This is a genomic window from Arthrobacter sp. P4_F10, from assembly GCF_056401435.1.
Window position 1 is genome coordinate 374,682 of sequence record NZ_JBFUJJ010000002.1, and the last position, 21,369, is coordinate 396,050.

The 21,369-nt window shown below is 67.2% G+C and carries 17 protein-coding genes and 2 tRNA genes; 8 read left to right on the forward strand and 11 right to left on the reverse strand.

The features are described from left to right. Positions 1–71 precede the first annotated feature (71 nt). Positions 72–842 (reverse strand): helix-turn-helix transcriptional regulator, encoded by a 771-nt coding sequence (locus AC1DR1_RS04615; RefSeq protein WP_229993183.1) that lies wholly within the window; start codon positions 840–842, stop codon positions 72–74. A 91-nt stretch (positions 843–933) separates the two neighbouring features. On the opposite strand from AC1DR1_RS04615, the gene AC1DR1_RS04620 reads away from it, so the two are divergent. Continuing rightward, positions 934–1,371: a Sec62 family protein translocation protein gene (locus AC1DR1_RS04620; RefSeq protein WP_229993184.1), complete on the forward strand. Its 438-nt coding sequence runs from the start codon at positions 934–936 to the stop codon at positions 1,369–1,371. A 36-nt stretch (positions 1,372–1,407) separates the two neighbouring features. Here AC1DR1_RS04620 and AC1DR1_RS04625 read toward each other — a convergent pair whose 3' ends face one another. Continuing rightward, positions 1,408–2,337 carry a diacylglycerol/lipid kinase family protein gene (locus AC1DR1_RS04625; protein WP_229993185.1) on the reverse strand — a complete coding sequence of 310 codons (930 nt, stop codon included), beginning with the start codon at positions 2,335–2,337 and terminating at the stop codon, positions 1,408–1,410. A gap of 141 nt (positions 2,338–2,478) precedes the next feature. Between AC1DR1_RS04625 and AC1DR1_RS04630 the strand changes: the two genes are divergently transcribed. The 4 genes from AC1DR1_RS04630 to AC1DR1_RS04645 all read left to right on the forward strand — a co-directional run bounded on the left by AC1DR1_RS04630 (position 2,479) and on the right by AC1DR1_RS04645 (position 5,803). Continuing rightward, positions 2,479–3,453, forward strand: coding sequence for a J domain-containing protein (locus tag AC1DR1_RS04630; protein WP_229993186.1), 975 nt, complete (start codon positions 2,479–2,481; stop codon positions 3,451–3,453). A gap of 85 nt (positions 3,454–3,538) precedes the next feature. Beyond that, on the forward strand, positions 3,539–4,006 hold the full coding sequence (locus AC1DR1_RS04635; protein WP_476992231.1) for a tRNA (cytidine(34)-2'-O)-methyltransferase: 468 nt from the start codon (positions 3,539–3,541) through the stop codon (positions 4,004–4,006). A gap of 293 nt (positions 4,007–4,299) precedes the next feature. Further along, complete coding sequence (gene sigK, locus AC1DR1_RS04640; RefSeq protein ID WP_229993188.1) at positions 4,300–4,905, forward strand: ECF RNA polymerase sigma factor SigK; 606 nt, start codon at positions 4,300–4,302, stop codon at positions 4,903–4,905. A gap of 10 nt (positions 4,906–4,915) precedes the next feature. Next, positions 4,916–5,803, forward strand: coding sequence for an anti-sigma factor (locus AC1DR1_RS04645; protein WP_229993189.1), 888 nt, complete (start codon positions 4,916–4,918; stop codon positions 5,801–5,803). 151 nt (positions 5,804–5,954) lie between these two features. On the opposite strand, the gene AC1DR1_RS04650 is transcribed toward AC1DR1_RS04645, so the two are convergent. The 6 genes from AC1DR1_RS04650 to AC1DR1_RS04675 form a co-directional block, all read right to left on the reverse strand. Continuing rightward, positions 5,955–7,358 (reverse strand): GntT/GntP/DsdX family permease, encoded by a 1,404-nt coding sequence (locus AC1DR1_RS04650; protein WP_229993194.1) that lies wholly within the window; start codon positions 7,356–7,358, stop codon positions 5,955–5,957. Positions 7,359–7,403: 45 nt separating this feature from the next. Further along, positions 7,404–7,934 (reverse strand): gluconokinase, encoded by a 531-nt coding sequence (locus AC1DR1_RS04655; RefSeq protein ID WP_229993190.1) that lies wholly within the window; start codon positions 7,932–7,934, stop codon positions 7,404–7,406. Between the two features lie 75 nt (positions 7,935–8,009). Beyond that, positions 8,010–8,789, reverse strand: a complete 780-nt coding sequence (locus AC1DR1_RS04660; protein ID WP_229993191.1) for a PIG-L deacetylase family protein — start codon at positions 8,787–8,789, stop codon at positions 8,010–8,012. Positions 8,790–8,793: 4 nt separating this feature from the next. Beyond that, entirely contained in the window at positions 8,794–9,747 is a 954-nt protein-coding gene (locus AC1DR1_RS04665; RefSeq protein WP_229993192.1) for an electron transfer flavoprotein subunit alpha/FixB family protein, read from the reverse strand. Positions 9,748–9,763: 16 nt separating this feature from the next. Next, a complete protein-coding gene (locus AC1DR1_RS04670) occupies positions 9,764–10,564 on the reverse strand; it encodes an electron transfer flavoprotein subunit beta/FixA family protein (protein ID WP_476992250.1) in 801 nt (266 codons plus the stop codon). Positions 10,565–10,864: 300 nt separating this feature from the next. After that, positions 10,865–12,622 carry a S1C family serine protease gene (locus AC1DR1_RS04675; protein WP_476992232.1) on the reverse strand — a complete coding sequence of 586 codons (1,758 nt, stop codon included), beginning with the start codon at positions 12,620–12,622 and terminating at the stop codon, positions 10,865–10,867. A gap of 296 nt (positions 12,623–12,918) precedes the next feature. Between AC1DR1_RS04675 and AC1DR1_RS04680 the strand changes: the two genes are divergently transcribed. The 3 genes from AC1DR1_RS04680 (at position 12,919) to AC1DR1_RS04690 (ending at position 17,470) form a co-directional block, all read left to right on the forward strand. Next, positions 12,919–14,970: a TPM domain-containing protein gene (locus tag AC1DR1_RS04680; RefSeq protein ID WP_364745803.1), complete on the forward strand. Its 2,052-nt coding sequence runs from the start codon at positions 12,919–12,921 to the stop codon at positions 14,968–14,970. Positions 14,971–15,109: 139 nt separating this feature from the next. Further along, positions 15,110–15,901 (forward strand): PspA/IM30 family protein, encoded by a 792-nt coding sequence (locus tag AC1DR1_RS04685; protein ID WP_229995992.1) that lies wholly within the window; start codon positions 15,110–15,112, stop codon positions 15,899–15,901. Positions 15,902–16,045: 144 nt separating this feature from the next. After that, on the forward strand, positions 16,046–17,470 hold the full coding sequence (locus AC1DR1_RS04690; protein WP_229995991.1) for a cryptochrome/photolyase family protein: 1,425 nt from the start codon (positions 16,046–16,048) through the stop codon (positions 17,468–17,470). A gap of 119 nt (positions 17,471–17,589) precedes the next feature. Here AC1DR1_RS04690 and AC1DR1_RS04695 read toward each other — a convergent pair. From AC1DR1_RS04695 to AC1DR1_RS04705, 3 genes are all read right to left on the reverse strand, one after another. Next, a tRNA-Met gene (locus tag AC1DR1_RS04695) sits at positions 17,590–17,666 on the reverse strand. A 212-nt stretch (positions 17,667–17,878) separates the two neighbouring features. Then, a tRNA-Met gene (locus tag AC1DR1_RS04700) sits at positions 17,879–17,952 on the reverse strand. A 207-nt stretch (positions 17,953–18,159) separates the two neighbouring features. Beyond that, the gene (locus tag AC1DR1_RS04705) at positions 18,160–21,168 is read right to left on the reverse strand and encodes a UPF0182 family membrane protein (protein WP_229995990.1); all 3,009 of its coding nucleotides are present in this window, start codon (positions 21,166–21,168) and stop codon (positions 18,160–18,162) included. Positions 21,169–21,369: the final 201 nt, after the last annotated feature.

Below are 21,369 nucleotides of genomic sequence, written 5' to 3' on the forward strand. Positions count from 1 at the left end.
CGATGCCGGGCGGTCCGGGTCCCACAGGCGGTCCGGCCATGCCGGCAGTACGGCCACGCCAGGCAGCCCTGTCATGCAGGCAGGATGCGGGCACAGCACTGCCCGGGCTGCGCGCTCCCCTGCTCCCTGAGATCTTCGATGGCGAGCGCCTCGATCCGCCCCGGGTCGATCCCCAGGGCCGCGGATGCCCCGCCCAGGTAGGCCCCGTTCATGGCACAGACCACATCTGCATGCCCGGCGGCGAGGCGATGGAACGGGCAATTCATCAGCACCAGTCCCCCGCCGCCGTCGTCCGCCGGGCAGTAGCCCTGCCCCGTCAGGAAGTCAGCGAACGGGCCGGCACCTTCGGGCCCGCCGGCGGTTTCCGCATCCCCCGCCACGATGGCCCCTGCCGGCTCGCGCCCGGGTGCACGGGCTGCCGACTCAGCCGCTGACTGCCCCTTAGCGCGTGCGGCCCGGAGCAGGGCATCCTGCGGCGATCCGCCGTCGCTGGTTGCAGCTTCGATCGCGGAAACCAGCAACTCGCCGGCGAGATCATAGTGGCGGTCGGGGACGGAGGCCTCCACCTCATCCACGGCGGCCCGGTACAGCTTGGCGGGCCGGCCCGAACCGGGGCCTTCCCGCCCTCCGAGCTTGCGGAACTCCACGGCCAGCAGCCCGTCTTTCACCAGCCGGTCCAGATGGAACGAGGCTGTGCTCCGTGCCAGGCCCACCGCCTTGGCGGCGTCGTCCCGGCCGACGGCGTCTGCCGCTGAGGCGACGTAGTCAAACAGCATCCTGCGGCTCTCGTCGCCCAGGGACGCGACCGCCGCAAGCCTGCGGTTCCACGGAAGTTTGGTCATGGAACAAGAATATCTCTAAAAACAAGAATCATTGCTTAATCCTCCTGCAGCGTTCTAAAATCGAATTATCCATTTTTAGAAGGAGCATGCCATGAAAGTTTCCCCAGCCCTCGCCACTGACGCACAGCAGCTCGCGGCGGACCCGCACCGCCAGGCATTTCTCTTGTTGCGGACCGTCTTTACGGTTGCGCCCATCCTGTTCGGTCTGGACAAGTTCACGAATCTGCTGACCGACTGGACCATGTACCTGGCCCCCGTGGTAACCTCGGTAGTCCCGCTGCCGGCCCAGACCATCATGTACATCGTTGGCGTGGTGGAAATCATCGCCGGCGTAATGGTGGCGCTGCGCCCGCGCTTCGGATCGGCACTCGTGGCCGCCTGGCTGCTGGGCATCATCATCAACCTGATCGTCCTCGGCGGCTTCTATGACGTCGCACTGCGTGATTTCGGACTACTCGTGGGCGCCCTGGCACTGAACAGGCTGTCCCCGCGCAAGGCCGCGCAAGGCCGCGCCGGCCACGACGCCTAGCGCCTAGCGCCTAGGCCAAGCCGCTACGCCGGGCCACTACGCGAGAACACAGACGGCCCGCGGAACGACCTCGATGGTCATCGGGAGCGCCCCGATCCGCTCGCCGTCGGCGTAGGCCACGATGTTGCTGGCCGCCAGTTCCACGGTGCGGACCCGGCGAAGCTGCACGGCGGGGTGGCCCACGTGCTTGCCGGCGAACACTTTCGGGAACACGGCCAGCAACCCGGTCCGGGACAACCGGCTGACAATGAACAGGTCCAGGCGGCCGTCATCAAGGACGGCCTCCGGGACGATCCTCATCCCGCCGCCGATCGACTGGCCGTTGGCGACGGAAATCAGCATGGCGTCCTGCTGCCACCGCACGCCGTCGGCCGTCACCGTGTAATTGATGGCCCGGAACGAGGCCAGTTCGCGAAGCATGGCGAGCTGGTAGCGGATCTTGCCGCGCGGCCAACGCCAGTGGTTGGCCCGCTCATTGACGGCGGCATCGAACCCGGCCGAGACCACGCCCGCGAACCAGCGGGAGGTTCCTCCAGCGGTGATCCTGCCGGCGTCGATCATCCGGCCGCCGTCGGCCAAAGACTCCAGCACCCGTTCGCAGGCCGCCGGGAGGTTGTGCAGCGGCAGGCCCAGCGCCCGGGCCGTGTCGTTGCCCGTCCCGGTGGGAATGATGCCCAGCGGAACCCGGCCGCCGTCCCCGGCGCCGGCGCCGGCGCCGGCACGTGCAGCGGCACCGGCAAGCGCATTGAACCCAAGGTGGACCATGCCGTCGCCGCCCACCATCACGAGGGTGTCCACGCCCGCCTCCAGTGCGTCCTCAACCGCCTGCGCGAGCCCGGCATAGTTGTCCGCGCACAGCAACAGGACCTCCGCCCCGGCTGCGCGGAAATGCGACGCCGCTTCCTTCCCGGCGTGCCGCGCCCGGCCAAAGGATGCGCGCGGGTTGACGGCGACGGCGATCAGCATGCGCGCAATTATGCCAGCCGCCGGGAACCATCCCGGTACGCGCGCACGTTATTCCCCCAGCCGGTTAAACTGGGCCTGCCGGGCGCCCACGAACGGTCCGGCATTCTCAACGCCGGCACCATCGATGAAAAGGATCTCTGTTTGACGCAGGGCAGCAGCTCGCATTACCAGGTCCTCGGGATCCCCGTGACGGCGACGGAGAAGGACATCAAAGTGGCGTACCGCAAGGCCGCCCGGCTCGCGCACCCGGATCACGGCGGCGATCCCGCAGCGTTCCGGCGTGTCACCCTCGCGTACGAGACACTCATCGACGCAAAGCGCCGCGCGGACTATGACCGCTCCTACGGCAGCGCATATTCCTCAACCGCCGGCGACGAGGGCGCCCACTTCGACGCCCCGGCCGCAGGCAGCAGGGCCTCCGCCAACGTGCGCCGCCCGAACACGCCGCGGAATACGGCTGCCGACCCGCCCGTCTATGTGCCCCCGTTCGAGCAGTTTGGCGACGGGACGGCGGTGCCGCTGATTCCCGCCGGTGTAGCCCGACAGCAGGTCCACGGCATGCCGCGCAAGCGCGGGATCTTCGGGGCCGAGGCCCGGATCCAACGCGAGATGCGGACTGTGCAGCTCATCAGCAGGCAGATCCTGACCACCATCCCGTCGGCGCGCCTTGTCAACGGGCTGCAGTCCCCGGCGGACAACAGCCATATCGACCACGCAGTCCTTGCCGGGTACCGGCTCGCAATCATCGGGTCCATGCTGCTGCCGCCTGGCGCCTACGCGTGGAACGGCAGCACGTTGACACACGGCGGACGCTCCGTCGCCCCGCCCCAACTGGCCCATGTCGTGCGCCGGATGCAGGACATTTTTCCCGAGCTCAACGTCACGGGCTGGATTGTTGTCCACAGCACGGACGGCAACCTGCATCAACCGGTCATCGACCGGCACCGCCGCGCACCCGGCGGCCAGGGCAGCGGGTACGGGGAAGGTTCGGGGCTGGTCGAGGTGGTCAACGCCGCGGGCCTGGCCCGCGGCCTCAAGCAGTTCCTCGGCTCGGGGCCGGCCCCCAACACCGTCAACGTGCCCGTGCTGGCCCGCCTGCTGCGCGGAATGCACTAGGTTCCGCCGCTGGCCCTCCCCCACGGGGCTCCGGGACGGAGGGCCCGCGGCACGGCCGACGCCGGCGGCTCGCTAGGATGGAACGGTGTTCCGCATCCTCTTCCACACCCCCGAAATCCCCGGCAATACCGGAAACGCCATCAGGCTTGCCGCCATCACGGGCGCCGAACTGCACCTGGTGGAGCCCCTGGGCTTTGATTTTTCCGACGCCAAGCTCCGGCGGGCGGGCCTGGACTACCACGACCTCGCCGTCGTGACCGTCCACCCGGACATCGACGCAGCCTGGGCGGCGCTGGAGCCGGAACGGGTATTTGCCTTCACCTCCGACGGCGAGACCACCTACACAGACATCAGATACCGCGCCGGCGACGTCCTGCTGTTTGGTCCTGAATCCGTGGGTTTGCCCGAGGACATCAAGCACAGCCCCCGGGTGACGTCCCGCGTCCGCCTGCCGATGCTGCCCTCCCTCCRGTCGCTCAACCTGGCCAACGCGGCGTCCATCGCCGTCTATGAGGCATGGCGCCAGAACGGGTTCGCTGGGGCCAAGCTGTAGCGAGTCCGCCGCGTACGGCCGGTTGAACCGGCGGCTGCCCCCTAGGGAGCCCGCGGGAAAGAATCCCGCAGATCGCGCCCATCCGGGTTCCGGGCTGCGCCGAATCACTTCTGAAGGCGGGCACACGAAACCGTCGACTCAGCGTTTTGGGAGAAGCGGAAGGGAGCGAGGAGAGGCGGGTGAGAACAGTACATCTGTATAGACACCCCGCCCGGGAGGCAGGGGCCGGCCTCCCGCCGCATGCAGCACGCCTTGGCCCTCTTGCGCCGCTGGGCGCCTTATGCTTGGGAGTGATGGATACTCCGAATGCCCCGAACCCCGAGGCCGCAGCACCTGCGGGTACCTCAGCCGACATCAACGGCCGGCTCGGCAGCCTGCTGGAACTGATTGCCCAGGGCGACCAGGCGGCGTTCGCAGAGTTCTACAGCCTCACTTCCAGGCGCGTCTTCGGCATGGCACGCCGGGTCCTGATCGATACCGAACTCAGCGAGGACACCACGCAGGAAGTCTTCCTGCAGGTTTGGCAGAACGCTGCCAAGTTCAATCCCGCGGCCGGCAGCCCGCTCGCCTGGCTCATGACCATCTCGCACCGCCGTGCCGTTGACAAGGTCCGGTCCTCGCAGTCCGCCACGGACCGCGAAGCCAAATACGGGGCCAGCAGCCAGGAGATCGACCACGATTCCGTCTCAGACGAGGTCGGCAGCCGGCTTGAGGCCGAGACCGTGGTCCGGTGCCTGGAGACGCTGACCGATACGCAGCAGGAGTCCGTGCGGCTGGCATACTACGGCGGCCTCACCTACCGGGAAGTGGCCGAGCGGCTGAACGCCGCGGTTCCTACCATCAAGTCCCGCATCCGCGATGGACTGATCCGACTGAAGACCTGCCTGGGGGTGAGCTGAATTGACCGACATGAACCCACATGAGAACGACAACCGCCTCCCGGGCGGCTTCACTGCCGAGATCGCCACCGACCTGGCTTCCGGCCGTGTCGTGGACCTTGCCGAGGTCTACGCCCTCAACGCCGTGGACGACGCCGAACGCGCCGCGATCGAGCAGTTCCTCGCCTCCGCACCGGCCGCAGACCGCGATGCCTTCAATGACCGCGTCCGGCAGGCCAGGGAGACCCTGGCCACCAGCTTCACGGCCGAGGAAGAGCCTCCGCCCGGGCTGCTGGACCGGATCATGGCCTCCCTGCCGGCGCCGGCGGCCCAGCCGTCCCCCGCGGCAACGCCCCTGCCCGGCACGGGTCCGCAAACGACACCTGTGATGCCACATCCGGTACGCGAGAGCTCGGGAATAGCCGCCGCTGACGAGCTCGGCGCGGCCCGCAAGCGCAGGGAAGAACGCCGCCGTCCGCAGGGCATGCGGAACTGGCTTGTCGGCGTCGCCGCTGCAGCCGTGATCGCCCTGGGCGGCGTCGGCGTGGGCGCGTATGTGGCAAACCAGAATGATCCGCTGAACCAGGTAATGCAGGCCAGCGACGTCCGGCAGGCCACTGTCGACGTCAACGGCGGCGGCACGGCCACCGTGTCGATTTCCCCGTCCAAGGACGCCGCCGTCGTCAAAATGAACGGCGTCCCGGCTCCGCCCGCGGGCAAGGTGTACCAGATGTGGCTGATCCCGAAGGACGGCTCGGCCCCGGTGTCGCAGGGGCTCATGGACGCTGAAGCTTTGTCCAAGCCCGCGGTGGTCAAGGGCATCGGCTCCGCCGCCGCCCTGGGCATCACCGTGGAACCCGAAGGCGGATCCGCGACACCAACCCTGCCGACCGTCGCCGCGGCGCCGCTGAACGCTTAGCCACCGCAGGACCCAGCCATGCGCGGTTCACACAGGCCGCCCGGACGCAGAAAGCCGCCCGGGCCTTGGCTCCTTCCGAGGAAGGACTCAAGGCTCGGGCGGCTTCTGCGTTGGCGCGCTAACGGCTTGTCCGGCTGACTTCGTGACCCGGCTAAATGACCAGCGAGAGCAGCATGACCAGGCCGAAGCTCACCACGGAGATCAACGTTTCCATGACCGACCAGGTCTTGAACGTCTGGCCCACCGTGAGTCCGAACAGCTCCTTGACGAGCCAGAACCCGGCGTCGTTCACGTGCGAGAAGAACAGCGAGCCGGCGCCGATCGCGAGGGCCAGCAGGGCGGCGTGCGTCGGCGTCAGCGAACTGGCGAGCGGCGCCACGATGCCGGCGGCCGTCACGGTCGCGACGGTGGCGGAGCCTGTCGCCAGGCGCAGGGCAACGGCCACGATGAAGCCGAGCAGCAGGACGGACATGTTGGTCCCCTCGGCCCAGGCCTTCACGGAGTCACCCACGCCAGCGCCAATCAGCGTCTGCTTGAAGCCGCCGCCCGCGCCGACGATCAGGATGATCCCCGCGATCGGGCCCAGGCTGGCAGCAATCTTGCTCGTAATCTTGGCGCCGTTCAGGCCCACGGCGTAGCCAAAGGTCACCATGGCCAGCAGGACGGCCAGGGTCATCGCCACCAGCGGCTGCCCGACGAAGTCGAAGAACATCCGGATGGCCGGGGCGGTCTTGGGATCGGGCCAGATGATGTCCACGACAGCCCTGAGCAGCATGAGCACCACCGGGAAGAGGATGGTCGACAGCGTCACGATAAAGCTCGGCGGGCGCTTGACGCCCTCCGTGTCCGCGCCGTGCACGGTGTCGACGCCGCCGGCGACGGCGGGGGCGCCCACGGGCACCCACCGGGCTGCCAGGCGGGAGAAGAGCGGGCCGCAGATGATCACCGTGGGGATGGCGACAAGGATGCCGAGGGCCAGGGTGGTGCCCAGTTCCGCCTTGACGGCGCTGATCGCGATGAGCGGTCCCGGGTGCGGCGGCACCAGGCCGTGCAGCACGGACAGGCCGGCCAGCGCCGGGATCGCGATGCGCATCAGCGGCATCTTCGAGCGCTGCGTGACCAGGACGATCACCGGCAGCAGCAGGACGAGCCCGATCTCGAAGAACATCGGCAGGCCGATGATCACGGCGACGAGCGTGATGGACCAGACCAGCTTGTTTCCGGTGGCCTTGGCCAGAAGAGTGTCGACCACCCGGTTGGCGCCGCCGGAGTCGGCGAGCAGCTTGCCCAGCATCGCGCCGAGCGCAACCAGCAGGCCCACTTCCTTCAGGACGCCGCCCACACCGTCTTCGAAGTTGATGATCACCTTGGCCGGTTCCACGCCTGCGGCAAGGCCGACGAATCCGGACCCCAGAATCAGGGCCAGGAAGGGGTGGAACTTGAATTTGGCGATCAGCACCACGAGCAGGGCGATGCCCAGGCCCGCGATGATGAGTAATTGGGTGTTGATGCCGGACCCGGCCTCAACGGCAGCCGGAAGCTGCGTTGCTATCAGTGATTTCACAAAAAATTCCTTGGTGGCGGCGGAACGCGGGAAGGCTCAGGGCCTGGCGTCGGCAGCGTCGAGATTAAGTCGGGTGATGATTTCCTGCGCTTCTTCCGCCGGCGTTGCGGAGACGGACAGGGAAATGAAGTTTTCGTCCGCTGTGGGCGCTTCGAGCGCGTCGAACTGGGACTCCAGCAGGGCCGGGGGCATGAAGTGCCCGTGACGGGAGGCCAGCCGGTCGGAGATCTTGTCCCGTGATCCCTCGAGGAACACGAAGACCACCCCTTCGCCGCGCAGAATGTCCCGGTAGCGCTTCTTCAGCGCCGAACAGGTTACGACGCCGGGATTCCCGGCTTCGGTGCGGGACCGGATCCAGTCGGCAATGCTTTCGAGCCAGGGCCACCGGTCCTCGTCGGTCAGCGGCTGTCCTGCGTGCATCTTTGCCACGTTTGATTCGGGGTGGAGGTCGTCGCCCTCGGCAAGGTCCCAGCCCAGCCTGCCGGCCAGGAGTCCCGCGACAGTTGATTTGCCGGATCCGGAGACGCCCATGATCACAAGAACGGGGTGTTGCGCAGTCTTCGCCATCAAAGTCTGCCTTCCATCAATTAAATATGATTTAAACAGAGGCCAGCTTATGGCAGAGGTTGTGCTGCGGCAACACTAGAAGCCGGCGATGGTCCCCTGGCCGTTGACTGTTACGACATGGAAGGCCTCGGCACTGCGTCCGGCGGGAAGTCCGGCGCGGGCCCCGGTGCCGAGCATGAGGCCGCGGACCGTGCGCTCCATGGCGTCGACGTCGGGATGCTGGCTGACGTGGATGTGGATGGCGGCAAGCTTGCTGTCCACGTGCCCGGTGACGTCCACGAAGTGGTTCTCGCGCTCTTCCGGCCCGGCGAAGAGCCACAACCAGGGCAATTTGTAGGCCTCCAGACCGGACTCGGCCAGTTCCGGGTACGCGAACGGGTTTTCCAGCGCGGGATACACGGCACGGGTCACGGCCTCCCCCACGGCCAGGTGATCCGGGTGGCTCTTCTGGATCCTGTTCCAGTTCCGTTCCGGATGCATGGACACCACGACGTCGGGCCGGAGCTGCCGGATCAGGCGCACCACCTCGCGCATCACCTCATGCGAGGGTTCGAGGTAGCCGTCACGCTGGTGCAGGTAGTGGATGTCCGTGACGCCGACCAGCGCGGCGGCGCGCTGCTGCTCCGCAACGCGCAGCCGCACGATTTCTTCGCGCTGCGCGGGATCAAAGCCGCCGGCGTCGCCGTCGGTCATGATGCAGTAGCTCACCTGGACTCCTGCGGCGGTCCATGCGGCCACTGTGCCGGCGGCGCCGAAATCGATGTCGTCGGGGTGGGCGGTGAAACAAAGCACCCGCTCGATCCGGGAGGTCTCCGGGTCGAACGGGCTTTGCGCCGGAACGGCGTTGGTGCTCACGCTGTCAGCCTTTGCGCTTCTTGATTTCCGCGGTTGCCTGCGGCAGAACCTGGAAGAGGTCGCCGACAACGCCGAAGTCCGCGATCTCGAAAACCGGCGATTCGGCGTCCTTGTTCACGGCCACGATCACCTTGGCGGTCTGCATGCCGGCCTTCTGCTGGATGGCTCCGGAAATGCCCGCGGAGATGTAGAGCTGCGGCGAGACGGTCTTGCCGGTCTGGCCGACCTGCGCGTCATGCCCGATCCAGCCCGCGTCCGTGGCGGCCCGCGAGGCGCCGATGGCCGCGCCCAGGGCGTCGGCGAGTTCTTCCAGCGGACCAAAGTTGCCGTCCACGCCACGGCCGCCGGCCACGACGATCCGCGCCTCGGTCAGGTCGGGGCGACCGCTGGCGGGCTTTTCGTTGCGTGCGGTGATGCGTGCGGAGGCGGCGGTGGCCGTCTCCGGGACCTCAATCGTGACAGTCTCCGGTGCCGTACCGGAGACGGCAGGCTCGGGAGTGATGCTGTTGGCTTTGACAGTGAGAACGGCCACGGGCGTCGTGGCCTTGGCCGTTGTGGTGTACGAACCAGCCAGCACGGACTTGTGGGCCGTTCCGTCGGGGTCCACGGCCACGACGTCGGTGATGACACCGGCGCCGAGCTTGATGCTGAGCCGGGCGGCGATTTCTTTGCCCTCGGCCGAGTTTTCGGTCAGGACCACGGTGGCACCGGAAGCCTGGACCGCGGCGGCGAGGTAGGAGGCCTTGGGGCCCACAAGATAGTCGTCGAGGTCGGCCGCGGACGGGCGGTAGAGTGCCTGGACGCCGTACTCAGCAAGGGCCGCAGCGGCATCATCGTGCAGTTCGCCATTGAAGGCGACGGCCGGTTCGCCGAGGGAGCGGGCGATCGTGAGCAGTTCCAGGCTCGACTTCTTCAGCGCCCGGCCGGGGTTGTCGATGAAAACGAGTACTTTTGCCATGTTCGGATAATCCCCTTTAGAGCAGCTTCTGGGCGGCCAGGAACTCGACCAGCTGGATGCCGGCGTCGCCTTCGTCGGTGATGATGGTGCCGGCCGTGCGCGGCGGACGGACCTCTGCGGTCTCGACGGCGGTCCAGGAACCGGACTTGCCCACCTGGGCCGCGTCGACGCCGATGTCGGCCAGKCTCAACGTGGTGATGGTTTTCTTCTTCGCCGCCATGATGCCCTTGAAGTTCGGGTAGCGGGGATCATTGATCTGGTCGGTGACCGAAACGACGGCCGGCAGGTCGGCCTCGATGGTGTCCGCGTGGGTGTCGCCGTCGCGCCGGGCGGTGAGCTTGCCGGCGTCGAGCTCCAGGGACGCGGCGAAAGTTACCTGCGGGAGCCCCAGCCGCTCAGCGAGCTGTGCCGGCACCAGCGAGGTCTCGCCGTCCGTGGAGGCCATGCCGGTGAGGATGAGGTCTGCGGGGGCGTCCGCGCCCAGGTGGCGGATCGCGGCGGCCAGCGCCAGCGACGTGGCCGCGGCGTCGGAACCGGCAAGGGCCTCGTCGCTGAGGTGCACGCCTTCAGAGGCGCCGATCTGGAGGGATTTCTTCACCGCGTTGACGGCCCCGGCCGGCCCCATGCTCAGGGCGATGACCTTGTTGCCGGCCGCTTCTCCGCCGCGGGCCTCGCTCAGCTGCAGCGCCGCCTCCAGGGCGTATTCGTCCAGTTCGGACAGGATGCTCTCGGAGCGGTCCACCGTGTTGGCCGCACCGGTGAGGTGGCGGTCGAACTGCGCATCCGGCACGTGCTTGACCAGCACAATGATTTTCAGAGTTTCTTCCACTGTGTCTACAGCAGCCTTCCATGCGGGTGGATAGCCGCCCCTGCGGGGACATGGCCACGGAATGCCCGGCAGCCGGGCTGTTCCTAGCTAACCATATAGCTGCCGGGCAGCGCGGCCACGGTTAACGTCTGTGTCAGCGCCCCGCCGCGTCCGGGGGTCCTCGTCAACAGGAGCCACCCCGTGAGCGGAGGCCGGGCACGAATGCGGCCGGGCACGGAAAAGGCCGGGCCGCACCGTTTGGTGCCGCCCAGCCCTTCCTGCTGCTGCTCTGCTTCTACTGCTCTGCTTTTACTGCTCGGCTGCAGTCCCGAGGGTCACGTCGAGGTCCTTCAGCTGGCCGCCGCGCAGGACCGTCACCTTGACCGTGGCCCCGGCGGGCTGTTCCCGCACTGCGGCGGTCAGCTGGTTGGGATCGCTGATGGTCAGGTTCTGGAACTTCGTCACGACGTCGCCGACCTTGACGCCGGCCTTGTCAGCGGCCGAGCCGGACTCGACGGTCGCGACCTCCGCGCCCACCGAGAATCCGGAGGAGGACGAGCCTGCGGCCTTGGGCTTCACGCTGACGCCGAACTGCGCGTGTGTGGCTTTTCCGCCGCTGATGATCTCCTGGGCCACGCGTTTGGCGTGGTTGATGGGGATGCTGAAGCCCACGCCGATGTTGCCGCTGCTGCTGCCGCTGGCCGAGTCGCCGCCGGCGGAGGCGATCGCGACGTTCACGCCGATGACTTCGCCCTTGGTGTTCACCAGCGCGCCGCCGGAGTTGCCCGGGTTGATGGCCGCGTCCGTCTGGATGACGTTGATCGAGATGGATCCCTGATCCGCGGTGCTCGGGGTCTCGCCGCCGCCCGGAGGCGCGAACTGGAAGCCCTGGTCCCCGCCCTGGGAGTTATCCGCACCGTCCTTCGGCGCAGCCGAGGATGCCACGCTGATGGTCCGGTTCAGGGTCGAGACGATGCCGTCCGTGACTGTGCCGGTGAGTCCCAGCGGCGAACCGATGGCGACGGCGGTGTCGCCGACGTTCAGTTTGCCCGAGTCACCGAGGGTTGCCGGGACCAGCCCCGAGGGGTTGTCGATCTTGATCACGGCGAGATCCGAGAGCGGGTCGGTACCGACGATCTTCGCGGAGAAGACCTTGCCCTCGCTCGTCCGGACCTCCATCGTGGCGTTCGCAGCCTTGCCGTCGAGGGTGACCACGTGGGTGTTGGTCAGCACGTGGCCCTGGGTGTCCAGGATGATCCCGCTGCCGGTACCGCCGTCACTTCCGCTGGTTGCCTTGATGGTCACCACGCTGGGGGACGCCTTGAGTGCGGCGGCGGTGATGGCGTTGACGTCTTCCCTGTTGTTGACGATCACCGGACCGGCCTGGGTTGTGTTGCTCGAGGCCGCCGTGGAGGAACGGTCCAACAGCAGCGCGTTACTGCCGGCCACCACGCCGCCGCCGATCAGGCCGGCCGCCACGATGCTGGCCACAAGGGTCGGGACGCCGAACGCCGCCTTGCGCTTCGGGGCGTGCGCGGGGTCGTTCGCAAAGCCCGGGACGGAAGCATAGGACGGACCCGACGCCGGCTGGCCGCCGGAGTGGGCACCGTACTGGGACTGGCCATACGAGGACTGGCCGTACGGGGCCTGGCCATACGGGGACTGGGCTTGCTGGGACTGGGCTGACTGGGACTGGCCGTAGGGCGGGTGGGCGGGCGGGGTGGGCTGGCCCTGACCCTGGCCGGCCTGGGAGAACCCGCCATACTGGCCGGTTTGCTGGGCCGGGGCGCCGAACTGCTGGGTGTCCGCGGCGGAGCGCTGTGCCTCGGAGGGCTGCTGCTGGTAGACCGGCCGCGGCGCGCCGTCCTCGGCGCGGTCCAGGCGGTGGGTCGGGTTCTCGGGCGTCGGGCTTCCGGACACCGGGCTTCCGGGCGCCGCGCTTCCGGGCGCCGCCTCAGGCGTGCGGCCGGCATGCGACTGATCTGGCGAGCCCTCCTGGGGTCCTCCCGGTTCCTGGTTCTGTTGTGTCGGCTCCGGTGTCGCACCCGGCACTGGGTTCTCAGTCATGAGACTTCCTTTCATCCTCGTCTGCCTATAACTATGGACGCTCAGGCTGACACTAGAGCGGACATTTACTGGGAGGTTCCTGAACGGATGGATTGCTGCCTTCGGGCCCGTGCTTCCCAGTTTAAGCGCGTTTCGCTGGTGGCATATTCCCCTAGGTGGACTGCCATTTGGGTGCACCATAGAATCAAATGGAAATGCCACAGCGACCTGCGGCTTTACATCTGCGTGGGGGCGCTGCTGCATTCTGTGACGGCTGGTTCGACCGAACCGGTCCCAGAAGTGCTGAAGGGTTGCACATGCGGTCTAAGTTGAATCGTTTCCTCGCCGTCCTTGGCGTGGCTGGATTGCTGGCGCTCCCCGCCGCTCCAGCCCTGGCCGAAGATCCGGTGACCATCCCGTCCGGGCAGAACATCGTGGACAGTGCGAACGTGCTCGGCGGCCGCAAGGCCGAAGTTCAGGACGCCATCCAGAAGCTCCTGAAGGACCACAAGTACAACCTGTATGTCATCACGGCAAAGACGTTTGAGAATCCGGCCGACCCCAAGGCGTGGGCCCAGGCTGTCGCGACGAACAAGGGCATGGGCAAGGCCGACGTCATCCTCACCATGTCTGACGACGGGAAGTACTACTTCTCCCCCAACTCGGCCAGCGCGATCTACTCCAAGACGTCGAACATCACCCAGAACGCCATAGTTCCGAACCTGGCCGGCGGGAAGCGCGACTTCGCGCAGGCGGCCATTGACACCGCTGCCGCGGTGGGCGACGCGGCGTCCGGCGGCAGCGGCTCGGTGCCGTCCGACGCCGGGGCGGGCAGTGCCGTACTGGTGGGGGTCGGCGTCGTGGCCGTGGCAGGAGGCGGAGCCTATCTGTACTTCCGCAACCGCCGGAAGAAGGCCAGCCAGGGTGCGGGAGCGTCCAAGGGGTCACAAGGTGCGCAGGCGGATCCGCTGGCGGGTCTCAGCGTGACCGAACTGCGCCGTAAGAGCGATTCGCTGCTGATCGAGGCCGATGACGCCATCAAGTCCAGCGAGCAGGAACTGGGATTCGCCCAGGCCCAGTATGGCGATTCCGCGGTGGGTAATTTCACGAAGGCGCTGCAGGAGGCCAAGGGCCACATGACGGAGTCGTTCAAGCTGCAGCAGCAGCTCGACGACCACATTCCCGACACCGAGGAGCAGCAACGGAGCTGGCTCGGCGAAATCATCCGCCGCGCCGAGGCCGCGCTGGCCTCGCTGCAGGAACAGAAGGCGGACTTCGATTCCCTCCGGGAGCTCGAGAAGAACGCCCCGCAGGCCCTCGCCGCCGTCGGTGCCGGCGCCGCGGAAGCCGAGGCCAAGATTGCCAGCGCCGAAAAATCGCTGACGGATCTGCGCGCCAAGTACGCCGAAAGCGCCCTGGTCCAGGTGGCGGACAACATCAACCAGGCCAAGGAACGCCTCGAATTCGTGCAGAACGCCTCAACCGCGGCGCAGGAAAAGCTCGCCGCGGGCGAGAACAGCCTTGCCGCGGTGGCCGTGCGGGCAGCCGAGGAAAGCCTGCACCAGACGAACGTGCTGATCGGGGCCATCACCAAGGTGGCCGGCAGCCTGGATGAGGCCCGTAGTGGCCTGGAATCCGCCGTCGTCGACACCGCCCAGGACCTGGCGCAGGCCAAGGCGATGCTCCAGTCCGGCGCCCATCCGGAGCTGTCCGGTCCGGTGGCCGCCGTCGAAGCGGCGCTGGCGCAGGTCAAAGCGGAAATCCAGGGCGGAAAAATCGATCCCATCGCCACCCTGGAGCGGGTCGAAACGGCGCACCAGACACTGGACCAGTCCCTGGGCGGAATCCGCGACCAGCAGGAACAGGCCCGCCGCGCCCAGGCCTCGCTACATCAGAGCATCATGTCGGCCCAGGCCCAGATCAGCGCGACGTCGGACTACATCACTGCCCGCCGCGGAGGCGTGGGCACCGATGCCCGCACACGCCTGGCCGAAGCACAGCGGAACCTGGACTATGCGCTCTCGATCTCCCGCACCGACCCGGTCACTGCGCTGCAGTACGCGCAGCAGGCCCACGCACTGGCGGCGCAGGCCGCCCAGCTGGCCCAGTCCGATGTTGACCAATTCGGCGGCTACGCCAACCAGGGCTACGGCCGTGGCGGGATGTTCGGCGGCAGCGGCGGAGGCGGCCTCGGCGGCGCGATCCTCGGTGGAATCCTCATCAACTCGATCCTCCACGGCGGAGGCGGCGGAGGCTGGGGCGGCGGCGGAGGCAGCTGGGGCGGCGACGATTCCGGCGGCGGCTGGGGTGGCGGCGGCGACTTTGGCGGCGGCGGAGACTTCGGCGGCGGCGACTCCGGCAGTTTCTAGGCTGTGGCCGCCCCCGGACGGGAAACACTGACGGGAAGAGTACAGACCACGCGCCGGCCGGACCGGACAGCGAATAGATGCGATACACCATCGATCACTGGAATCAGTGAGACAACGGAGCAGGACGAAAGGTAACACCATGGTTAAGCAGTCCATTTTCGGCCGCATGGCGCAGCTGGCGAAGGCAAACATCAACTCGTTGCTGGACCAGGCCGAGGATCCGCAGAAAATGCTGGACCAGATGGTCCGCGACTACACGAACAACATCGCGGAGGCCGAGTCCGCCGTGGCCCAGACCATCGGCAACCTGCGCATGCTCCAGGACGACTACAACGAGGACGTCCGCAACGCCCAGGACTGGGGCAAAAAGGCCCTCGCCGCCTCACGCAAAGCCGACGAATACCGCGCCAAGGGCGACGTCGGAGACGCGGAGAAGTTCGACAACCTGGCCAAGATTGCACTGCAGCGCCAGATGGGCTCTGAGAACGAGGCCCGGGCCGCAGAGCCGAGCATCGCATCCCAGACCGAGGTGGTGGACAAGCTCAAGCACGGGCTTGACCAGATGAAGGGCAAGCTCAACGAGCTGACCAGCAAGCGCAATGAGCTGGTGGCCCGGTCCAAGACCGTAGCGGCCCAGAGCCAGGTCCACGACGCCCTCAAGAGCATCAACATCATGGACCCCACTTCCGAGGTGGGCCGCTTCGAACAGAAGATCCGCCGCGAGGAAGCCAAGGTCCGCGGCCAGCAGGAACTCGCCGAGTCGAGCCTGGACGCCCAGTTCAACTCGCTGGAAGACCTGGGCGAGCAGACCGAGATCGAAGCCCGGCTGGCAGCGCTGAAGTCCGGCGGCTCCCCCGCCGCCATCGGCACCGGGGACCGGAGCACCGAGTCCGGTTCCACGGTCGACGAGGCCGACTTCGACAAGCTCTGACCGGCCGGCCGTTCCTGACCCAGGGCCGGACTACGGCGGGTGAGCCTGACACCTCAGGGTCGCCCGCCGGAGCCCGGCCCTTTGTTGTGCCCTTTTGCACCGCACCGCCGGCCGTGACGGCGGCCGCGCGTGTACCGTGGATCCATGTCTGCGACCCTTGTCTGGCTCCGTGACGACCTCCGGCTGGATGACAATCCGGCACTGGCGGAAGCCGCCGCCCTGCGCACACCCCTGACCGTCGTCTATATCCTGGACGAGGAGTCGCCCGGCGTCCGGCCCCTGGGCGGAGCAGTGAAGTGGTGGCTCCACCACTCCCTGGCCGGGCTCGCCGCCGCGCTGGAGGCCACCGGCTCGCGGCTGGTGCTCCGCCGCGGCCCGGCCGCCCGGATCATCCAGGACCTCGCGGTGGAGACGTCAGCCGACACCCTGCTGTGGAACCGCCGCTACGGCGGGCCAGAACGCGCCGTCGACGCCGGCCTGAAGAGCTGGGCCACTGACGCGGGCATGAACGCCACGAGCTTCCAGGCAAACCTCATGTTCGAGCCGTGGACCGTGCGGACCGGCAGCGGGGGCCCCTACAAGGTCTTCACGCCCTTCTGGAAGGCCTGCCTGGCCGGCACCGAGCCCCGGCACCCTCTGGAGGCCCCGGACCAGCTGCCGGCCCCGGCACGCACCCGCAGCGGCGGCCTGCCGGCAAGCGAAACACTCGACGTATGGGGCCTGCTCCCCCGTGATCCCGATTGGAGCTCCGGGCTGGCTGCCACCTGGACCCCCGGAGAAGCTGGCGCCTACAGCCGCCTCACGGATTTCGTGGACGGGCCGGCGGCTGAATATGGCACCGGCCGCGACGTCCCCGGCGTCGAAGGTACCAGCCGGCTCTCTCCGCATCTGCGTTTTGGCGAAATCAGCCCCTTCCGGATCTGGCACACACTGCGGGACAGCTTTGCGCCGGGAGCGCCGGCCGACGTCGGGATCTTCCGTTCCGAACTTGGCTGGCGGGAATTCTGTTGGCAGCTGCTCTATGAGAATCCGGACCTGGCGACGCGGAATTACCGGCCGGAGTTCGACCGCTTCGAGTGGCAGCCGGCGGCCGGAGCCGAGCTGGAAGCCTGGCAGCAGGGCCGCACCGGCTACCCGATGGTGGACGCGGGCATGCGCCAGCTCTGGCAGACGGGCTGGATGCACAACCGCGTGCGGATGGCGGCCGCGTCCTTCCTGGTCAAGAACCTGCTGGCCGACTGGCGGCTGGGCGAGGCCTGGTTCTGGGACACGCTGGTGGATGCCGATGCCGCGAGCAACCCGGCCAACTGGCAGTGGGTCGCGGGCTCGGGGGCCGACGCCTCGCCGTATTTCCGGATCTTCAACCCGGTTACGCAGAGCAAGAAGTTCGACGCCGCCGGGCGATATCTGCGCGGGTACATTCCCGAGCTCGCCGCGCTGGACGACAAAGCCGTCCACGAGCCCTGGAAAGCTAACGGCGCCGCCCCCGGCTACCCCGCACCCATCGTGGACCTTGCCGAGTCCCGGGCGCGCGCACTGGCGACCTATCAGCGGCTCCAGGACGGCTGACGGCCGGCTGAGCGCCCGTAAGAGGGCCCGGGCGGCGCCCCAGAGGTAGCCGCCCGCAGAGGAAACAGAAAGGCCCGGATCATCAGATCCGGGCCTTTCTGTGTACTGCTGGTGTTTCCTGGTTGCGGGGACAGGATTTGAACCTGTGACCTCTGGGTTATGAGCCCAGCGAGCTACCGAACTGCTCCACCCCGCGTCGCTTGATCAACTCTACCCTAGTTTCCGGGCCGTCCTGACCACGGCCCCAAACCTGCCCCAGTCCCGGTCCAGGGATGTCCGGCTCGCCTCCGGTCGCCGGTTGTGTCGGGTCCCGTCGCGCGGGTTCCGGGTCGCGGTCGCGGTGCCTAGTCAGTGCTTAAAGCAAAAGGTCCGGAACACTGTTTCCAGTGTTCCGGACCTTTTCTCCAGTTGCGGGGACAGGATTTGAACCTGTGACCTCTGGGTTATGAGCCCAGCGAGCTACCGAACTGCTCCACCCCGCGTCGCAAGATCTACTCTACCTGCCGGTGAACTTGAGGCCAAATCGAGGTGGCGTGATGTGTATCTCGCCGCCCGCCGGAGCTTCCGCCCGGGCCCCGGGGCCCCGCGGCCAAAGCCGCGCAGACCGCGGCCGGCCCGTCTACACCACAGGCCGGGTTCGCCTCTCCGGAGAGGGCAAACCCGGCCTGCCGTTGGTCGCTAGCGCTGCGTTAGCTGCCCGCCGTCGCTGACGGAGTGGCCGACGGTGTGGCCGACGGCGAGGCGGTGCCCGCCGGGGCGGCCGGGGTTTCCAGCTTCGCTTCGGCCTCGAGCGCCTTCTGCAAGGCGGCCGCCAGCTTCTTCTGCTGGTCACCATAGGTCGCGAAGTCGCCCTTTGCGAGGGCGTCCTGGCCGGCCTTGATCGCGGCGTTGGCCTCGTCCAGGGCGGCCTTCAGGTCTGCCTTCGCGTCGGTGGTGCCAGGCGCTGCCGGTGTACCACCAGGGGTGGTGGGCGTGGCCGGCGTTTGACCCTTGTTCGCCGAGTCCCCTGCCGCGGCCCCCGAATTTCCGCCGAACAGCTGGTTCAGTGCCTCGTCCAGCGTGGGCGCGAACCCGATCTTGTCGCCGAACGCCACCAGGACGCGCTGCAGCGTCGGGTAGGAGGTTTCACCGGTAGACCGCAGATACACGGGCTGGACATACGCCATGCCGCCGCCGACCGGCAAGGTCAGCAGGTTGCCGTTGAGCACCGCTGACGCACCCTGACGCAGCAGGTTCAGTGCCTGCGAAACGGTGGGGTCGGAGTTGAACTTGTTCTGTGCCTGGCCGGGGCCCGGGACCTGGGTCTCCGGCGGGATCTGCAGGAGCCTGAGCTGCCCGTAGCTGTCCGCCTTGACGCCCTTCTGGTTGCCGGCATCGGAGTCTGCGGCCAGGAAGCCGTAGAGCACGTTGCGGGCGTTGCCGTTGACTACCTGCGGGATGAACGACGAGGTCAGCTGGAACGCCGGCTTGTCCTGGTCGGGCATCTTCAGCGACATGTAGTACGGCGGCTGCTTGACCTCGTCCTTGACGGTGGGGTCGTTGGGTACGGACCAGGCGTCAATGTTGGTGTAGAAGCTGTCCGGGTTGGTCACGTGGTAGCGGCCAAGAAGTTCGCGCTGCACCTTGAACAGGTCCTCCGGGTACCGCACATGGCTCATGAGCGCACCGGACATCTCGGAATAGGGCTTCACCGACGTGGGGAAGACCTTCTGCCAGGACTTCAGTACCGGGTCCTGGTCATCCCAGGCATACAGCGTCACAGAGCCGTCATAGGCGTCCACGGTGGCCTTGACCGAGTTGCGGATGTAGTTCACCGAACTGTTCGGCAGGGCTACCGTCCGATTCGCGGCGGTCTGCGAGTCGGCCGTCGCCGCGGAGAGCTGCTCCTGCTGGGAGTACGGGAAGTACGGGCTCGTGGTGTACCCGTCCACGATCCACTTCACCCTGCCGTCGACGACGGCGGGATACGGATTGCCGTCCACGGTCAGGTAGGGCGCCACCTTTTCGACGCGGTCCCGCGGGTTGCGGTCGTAGAGGATCTGGGACTCGGCGTTCACGCCGTCGGAAAGCAGCAGGTCCGAGGACTGGAACTTGATCGCGTAGAGGATCTTGTTGAAGAAGCTGCCGACGTTCGGGCCGCCGTTGCCCGTGAAGGTGTACTGCGTTTCGCCGTCGCCTTCCTTGGCCGCCGGCCGGTCCTGCTCGCGGTGCGCGGCACCGGCCGGGGCACCCACGATCGAGTAGTCGGGCGAGTCCTGGCCGAAGTAGACGCGGGGCTGATAGGTCGAGTCGTTGCCGAGCGCGCCGTTGGACGGGATACCCGACTGCAGGAAGTCCGGTTTGCCGTCCACGGTGAACTTGTTGCCCTTGGCCGCGACGACGCCATAGCCGTGCGTGTAGACCACGTGCCGGTTCAGCCAGGACTGCTGGTTCGTCGCCAGCCCGTCCGGGTTGAGTTCACGGACGGCGATGACCGTGTCCTGGATCTTGCCGTCGATCTCGTAGCGGTCCACATTCAGGGCGCTGGGGAACTGGTAATAAGGCCGGTACTGTTCAAGCTGCGAGAACGCATCCGAGATCAGGTTCGGATCGAGCAGACGGATGTTGGCGGTGGTCTGCGCATCGGGAGCCAGCGCACCGGAGGTGGCTGCGGTGGTGGCGTTGTACCGCTTCTCCTGAACCTTGTCCAGGCCGTAGGCGGCGCGGGTCATTGCGATGTTCCGCTTGATGAATTCGTTCTCCAGCGTCTGCTCCGAGGGCCGGACCTGGAACTGCTGGATGACCCACGGGTAGACGCCGCCGGCGAGGATGGCCGTGATGATGAGCATGGCGGTGCCGATCACCGGCAGACGCCACTTGCCGATCACCGCGGCGACGATGAACAGCACGGCGACGATCGCCGCGGCCACGGCCAGGATGGCCTTGGTCGGAATGACGGCGTTCACATCCGTGTACAGCGCACCGGCCCAGCGCCCGCCGTTGTTCTGCACGGTGGAATAGCGGTCCAGCCAAAAGTTGACGCCCATCAGCACCAGGAAGGCAGCGCCCGTGACAGCCAGGTGGATCTGGGCGGCGCGGCTGGTGAAGATTCCGCGTTCCATGATCCGGATGCTGCCGTAAAGGTAGTGCGTGAGGATGCCGGCAAGGCCTGCGACCACCGTGACGCTGATGAGGAACCCCGTGACGAAGCCAAGGAACGGAAGGGTCATGAGGTAGAAGCTGATGTCCAGGCCGAACTGCGGATCGTTCTGGCCGAAGGCCTCCTGGTTGAAGAACAGGAGCACTTTCTGCCACTGGCTGGCGGCGGCGCTGCCGGCGAACAGGCCAAAGAGGATAGGAATGCCCACCATCACGACGCGCCGCACGGGTTCGAGCTGGGCCTGGTAGCGGTTCAGGTTGTCCCGGATTTCCGAGTCGGGAGCGTACACCGGCCGCGCATGGTAGGCAATCCGGATGGCGAAGAAGACGGCGGTAAACATGACGGCGAAACCTGTCATGAAGATCCCGATCCTGGCCAGGTTCTCGGTCATGAACACTTCGAAGAAGCCCAGCTGCTGGTACCAGAGGACATCCGTCCAGACATTGGCAAAGAAAATGAATCCGACCACGATCAGGGCCACGATGATGAGCGTCGGCGTCAGGGCGCCGCGTCGTGTCTGGGGTCTTCCGGGCGGGGCAGGGCTGGCGGGACGGGACAAACTCGGTACCTCATAGCTGGTCGTCTACTGCTGGTTTTTAGTTATTAGTCGCTGCTGTGACTCAGTCGGGCGGCTAAGTGCCGGTATTGCAGGGTTTGATGCATTCTAACGGCCGCCGCTGCCGTTCCGTCAGGGCCCTGCAGCAGGGTCCCCGCGGGACGGCGGCGGCCGTCATTAGTGCCACGAGTGGGGAGGGCGCTT

Excerpts from the sequence above, each read along its gene's own strand:
- AC1DR1_RS04615 (WP_229993183.1), bottom strand. The coding sequence starts at position 842 with ATGACCAAACTTCCGTGGAACCGCAGGCTTGCGGCGGTCGCGTCCCTG.
- AC1DR1_RS04620 (WP_229993184.1), top strand. The coding sequence starts at position 934 with ATGAAAGTTTCCCCAGCCCTCGCCACTGACGCACAGCAGCTCGCGGCG.
- AC1DR1_RS04625 (WP_229993185.1), bottom strand. The coding sequence starts at position 2,337 with ATGCTGATCGCCGTCGCCGTCAACCCGCGCGCATCCTTTGGCCGGGCG.
- sigK (WP_229993188.1), top strand. The coding sequence starts at position 4,300 with ATGGATACTCCGAATGCCCCGAACCCCGAGGCCGCAGCACCTGCGGGT.
- AC1DR1_RS04645 (WP_229993189.1), top strand. The coding sequence starts at position 4,916 with ATGAACCCACATGAGAACGACAACCGCCTCCCGGGCGGCTTCACTGCC.
- AC1DR1_RS04655 (WP_229993190.1), bottom strand. The coding sequence starts at position 7,934 with ATGGCGAAGACTGCGCAACACCCCGTTCTTGTGATCATGGGCGTCTCC.
- AC1DR1_RS04665 (WP_229993192.1), bottom strand. The coding sequence starts at position 9,747 with ATGGCAAAAGTACTCGTTTTCATCGACAACCCCGGCCGGGCGCTGAAG.
- AC1DR1_RS04675 (WP_476992232.1), bottom strand. The coding sequence starts at position 12,622 with ATGACTGAGAACCCAGTGCCGGGTGCGACACCGGAGCCGACACAACAG.
- AC1DR1_RS04680 (WP_364745803.1), top strand. The coding sequence starts at position 12,919 with ATGCGGTCTAAGTTGAATCGTTTCCTCGCCGTCCTTGGCGTGGCTGGA.
- AC1DR1_RS04685 (WP_229995992.1), top strand. The coding sequence starts at position 15,110 with ATGGTTAAGCAGTCCATTTTCGGCCGCATGGCGCAGCTGGCGAAGGCA.
- AC1DR1_RS04690 (WP_229995991.1), top strand. The coding sequence starts at position 16,046 with ATGTCTGCGACCCTTGTCTGGCTCCGTGACGACCTCCGGCTGGATGAC.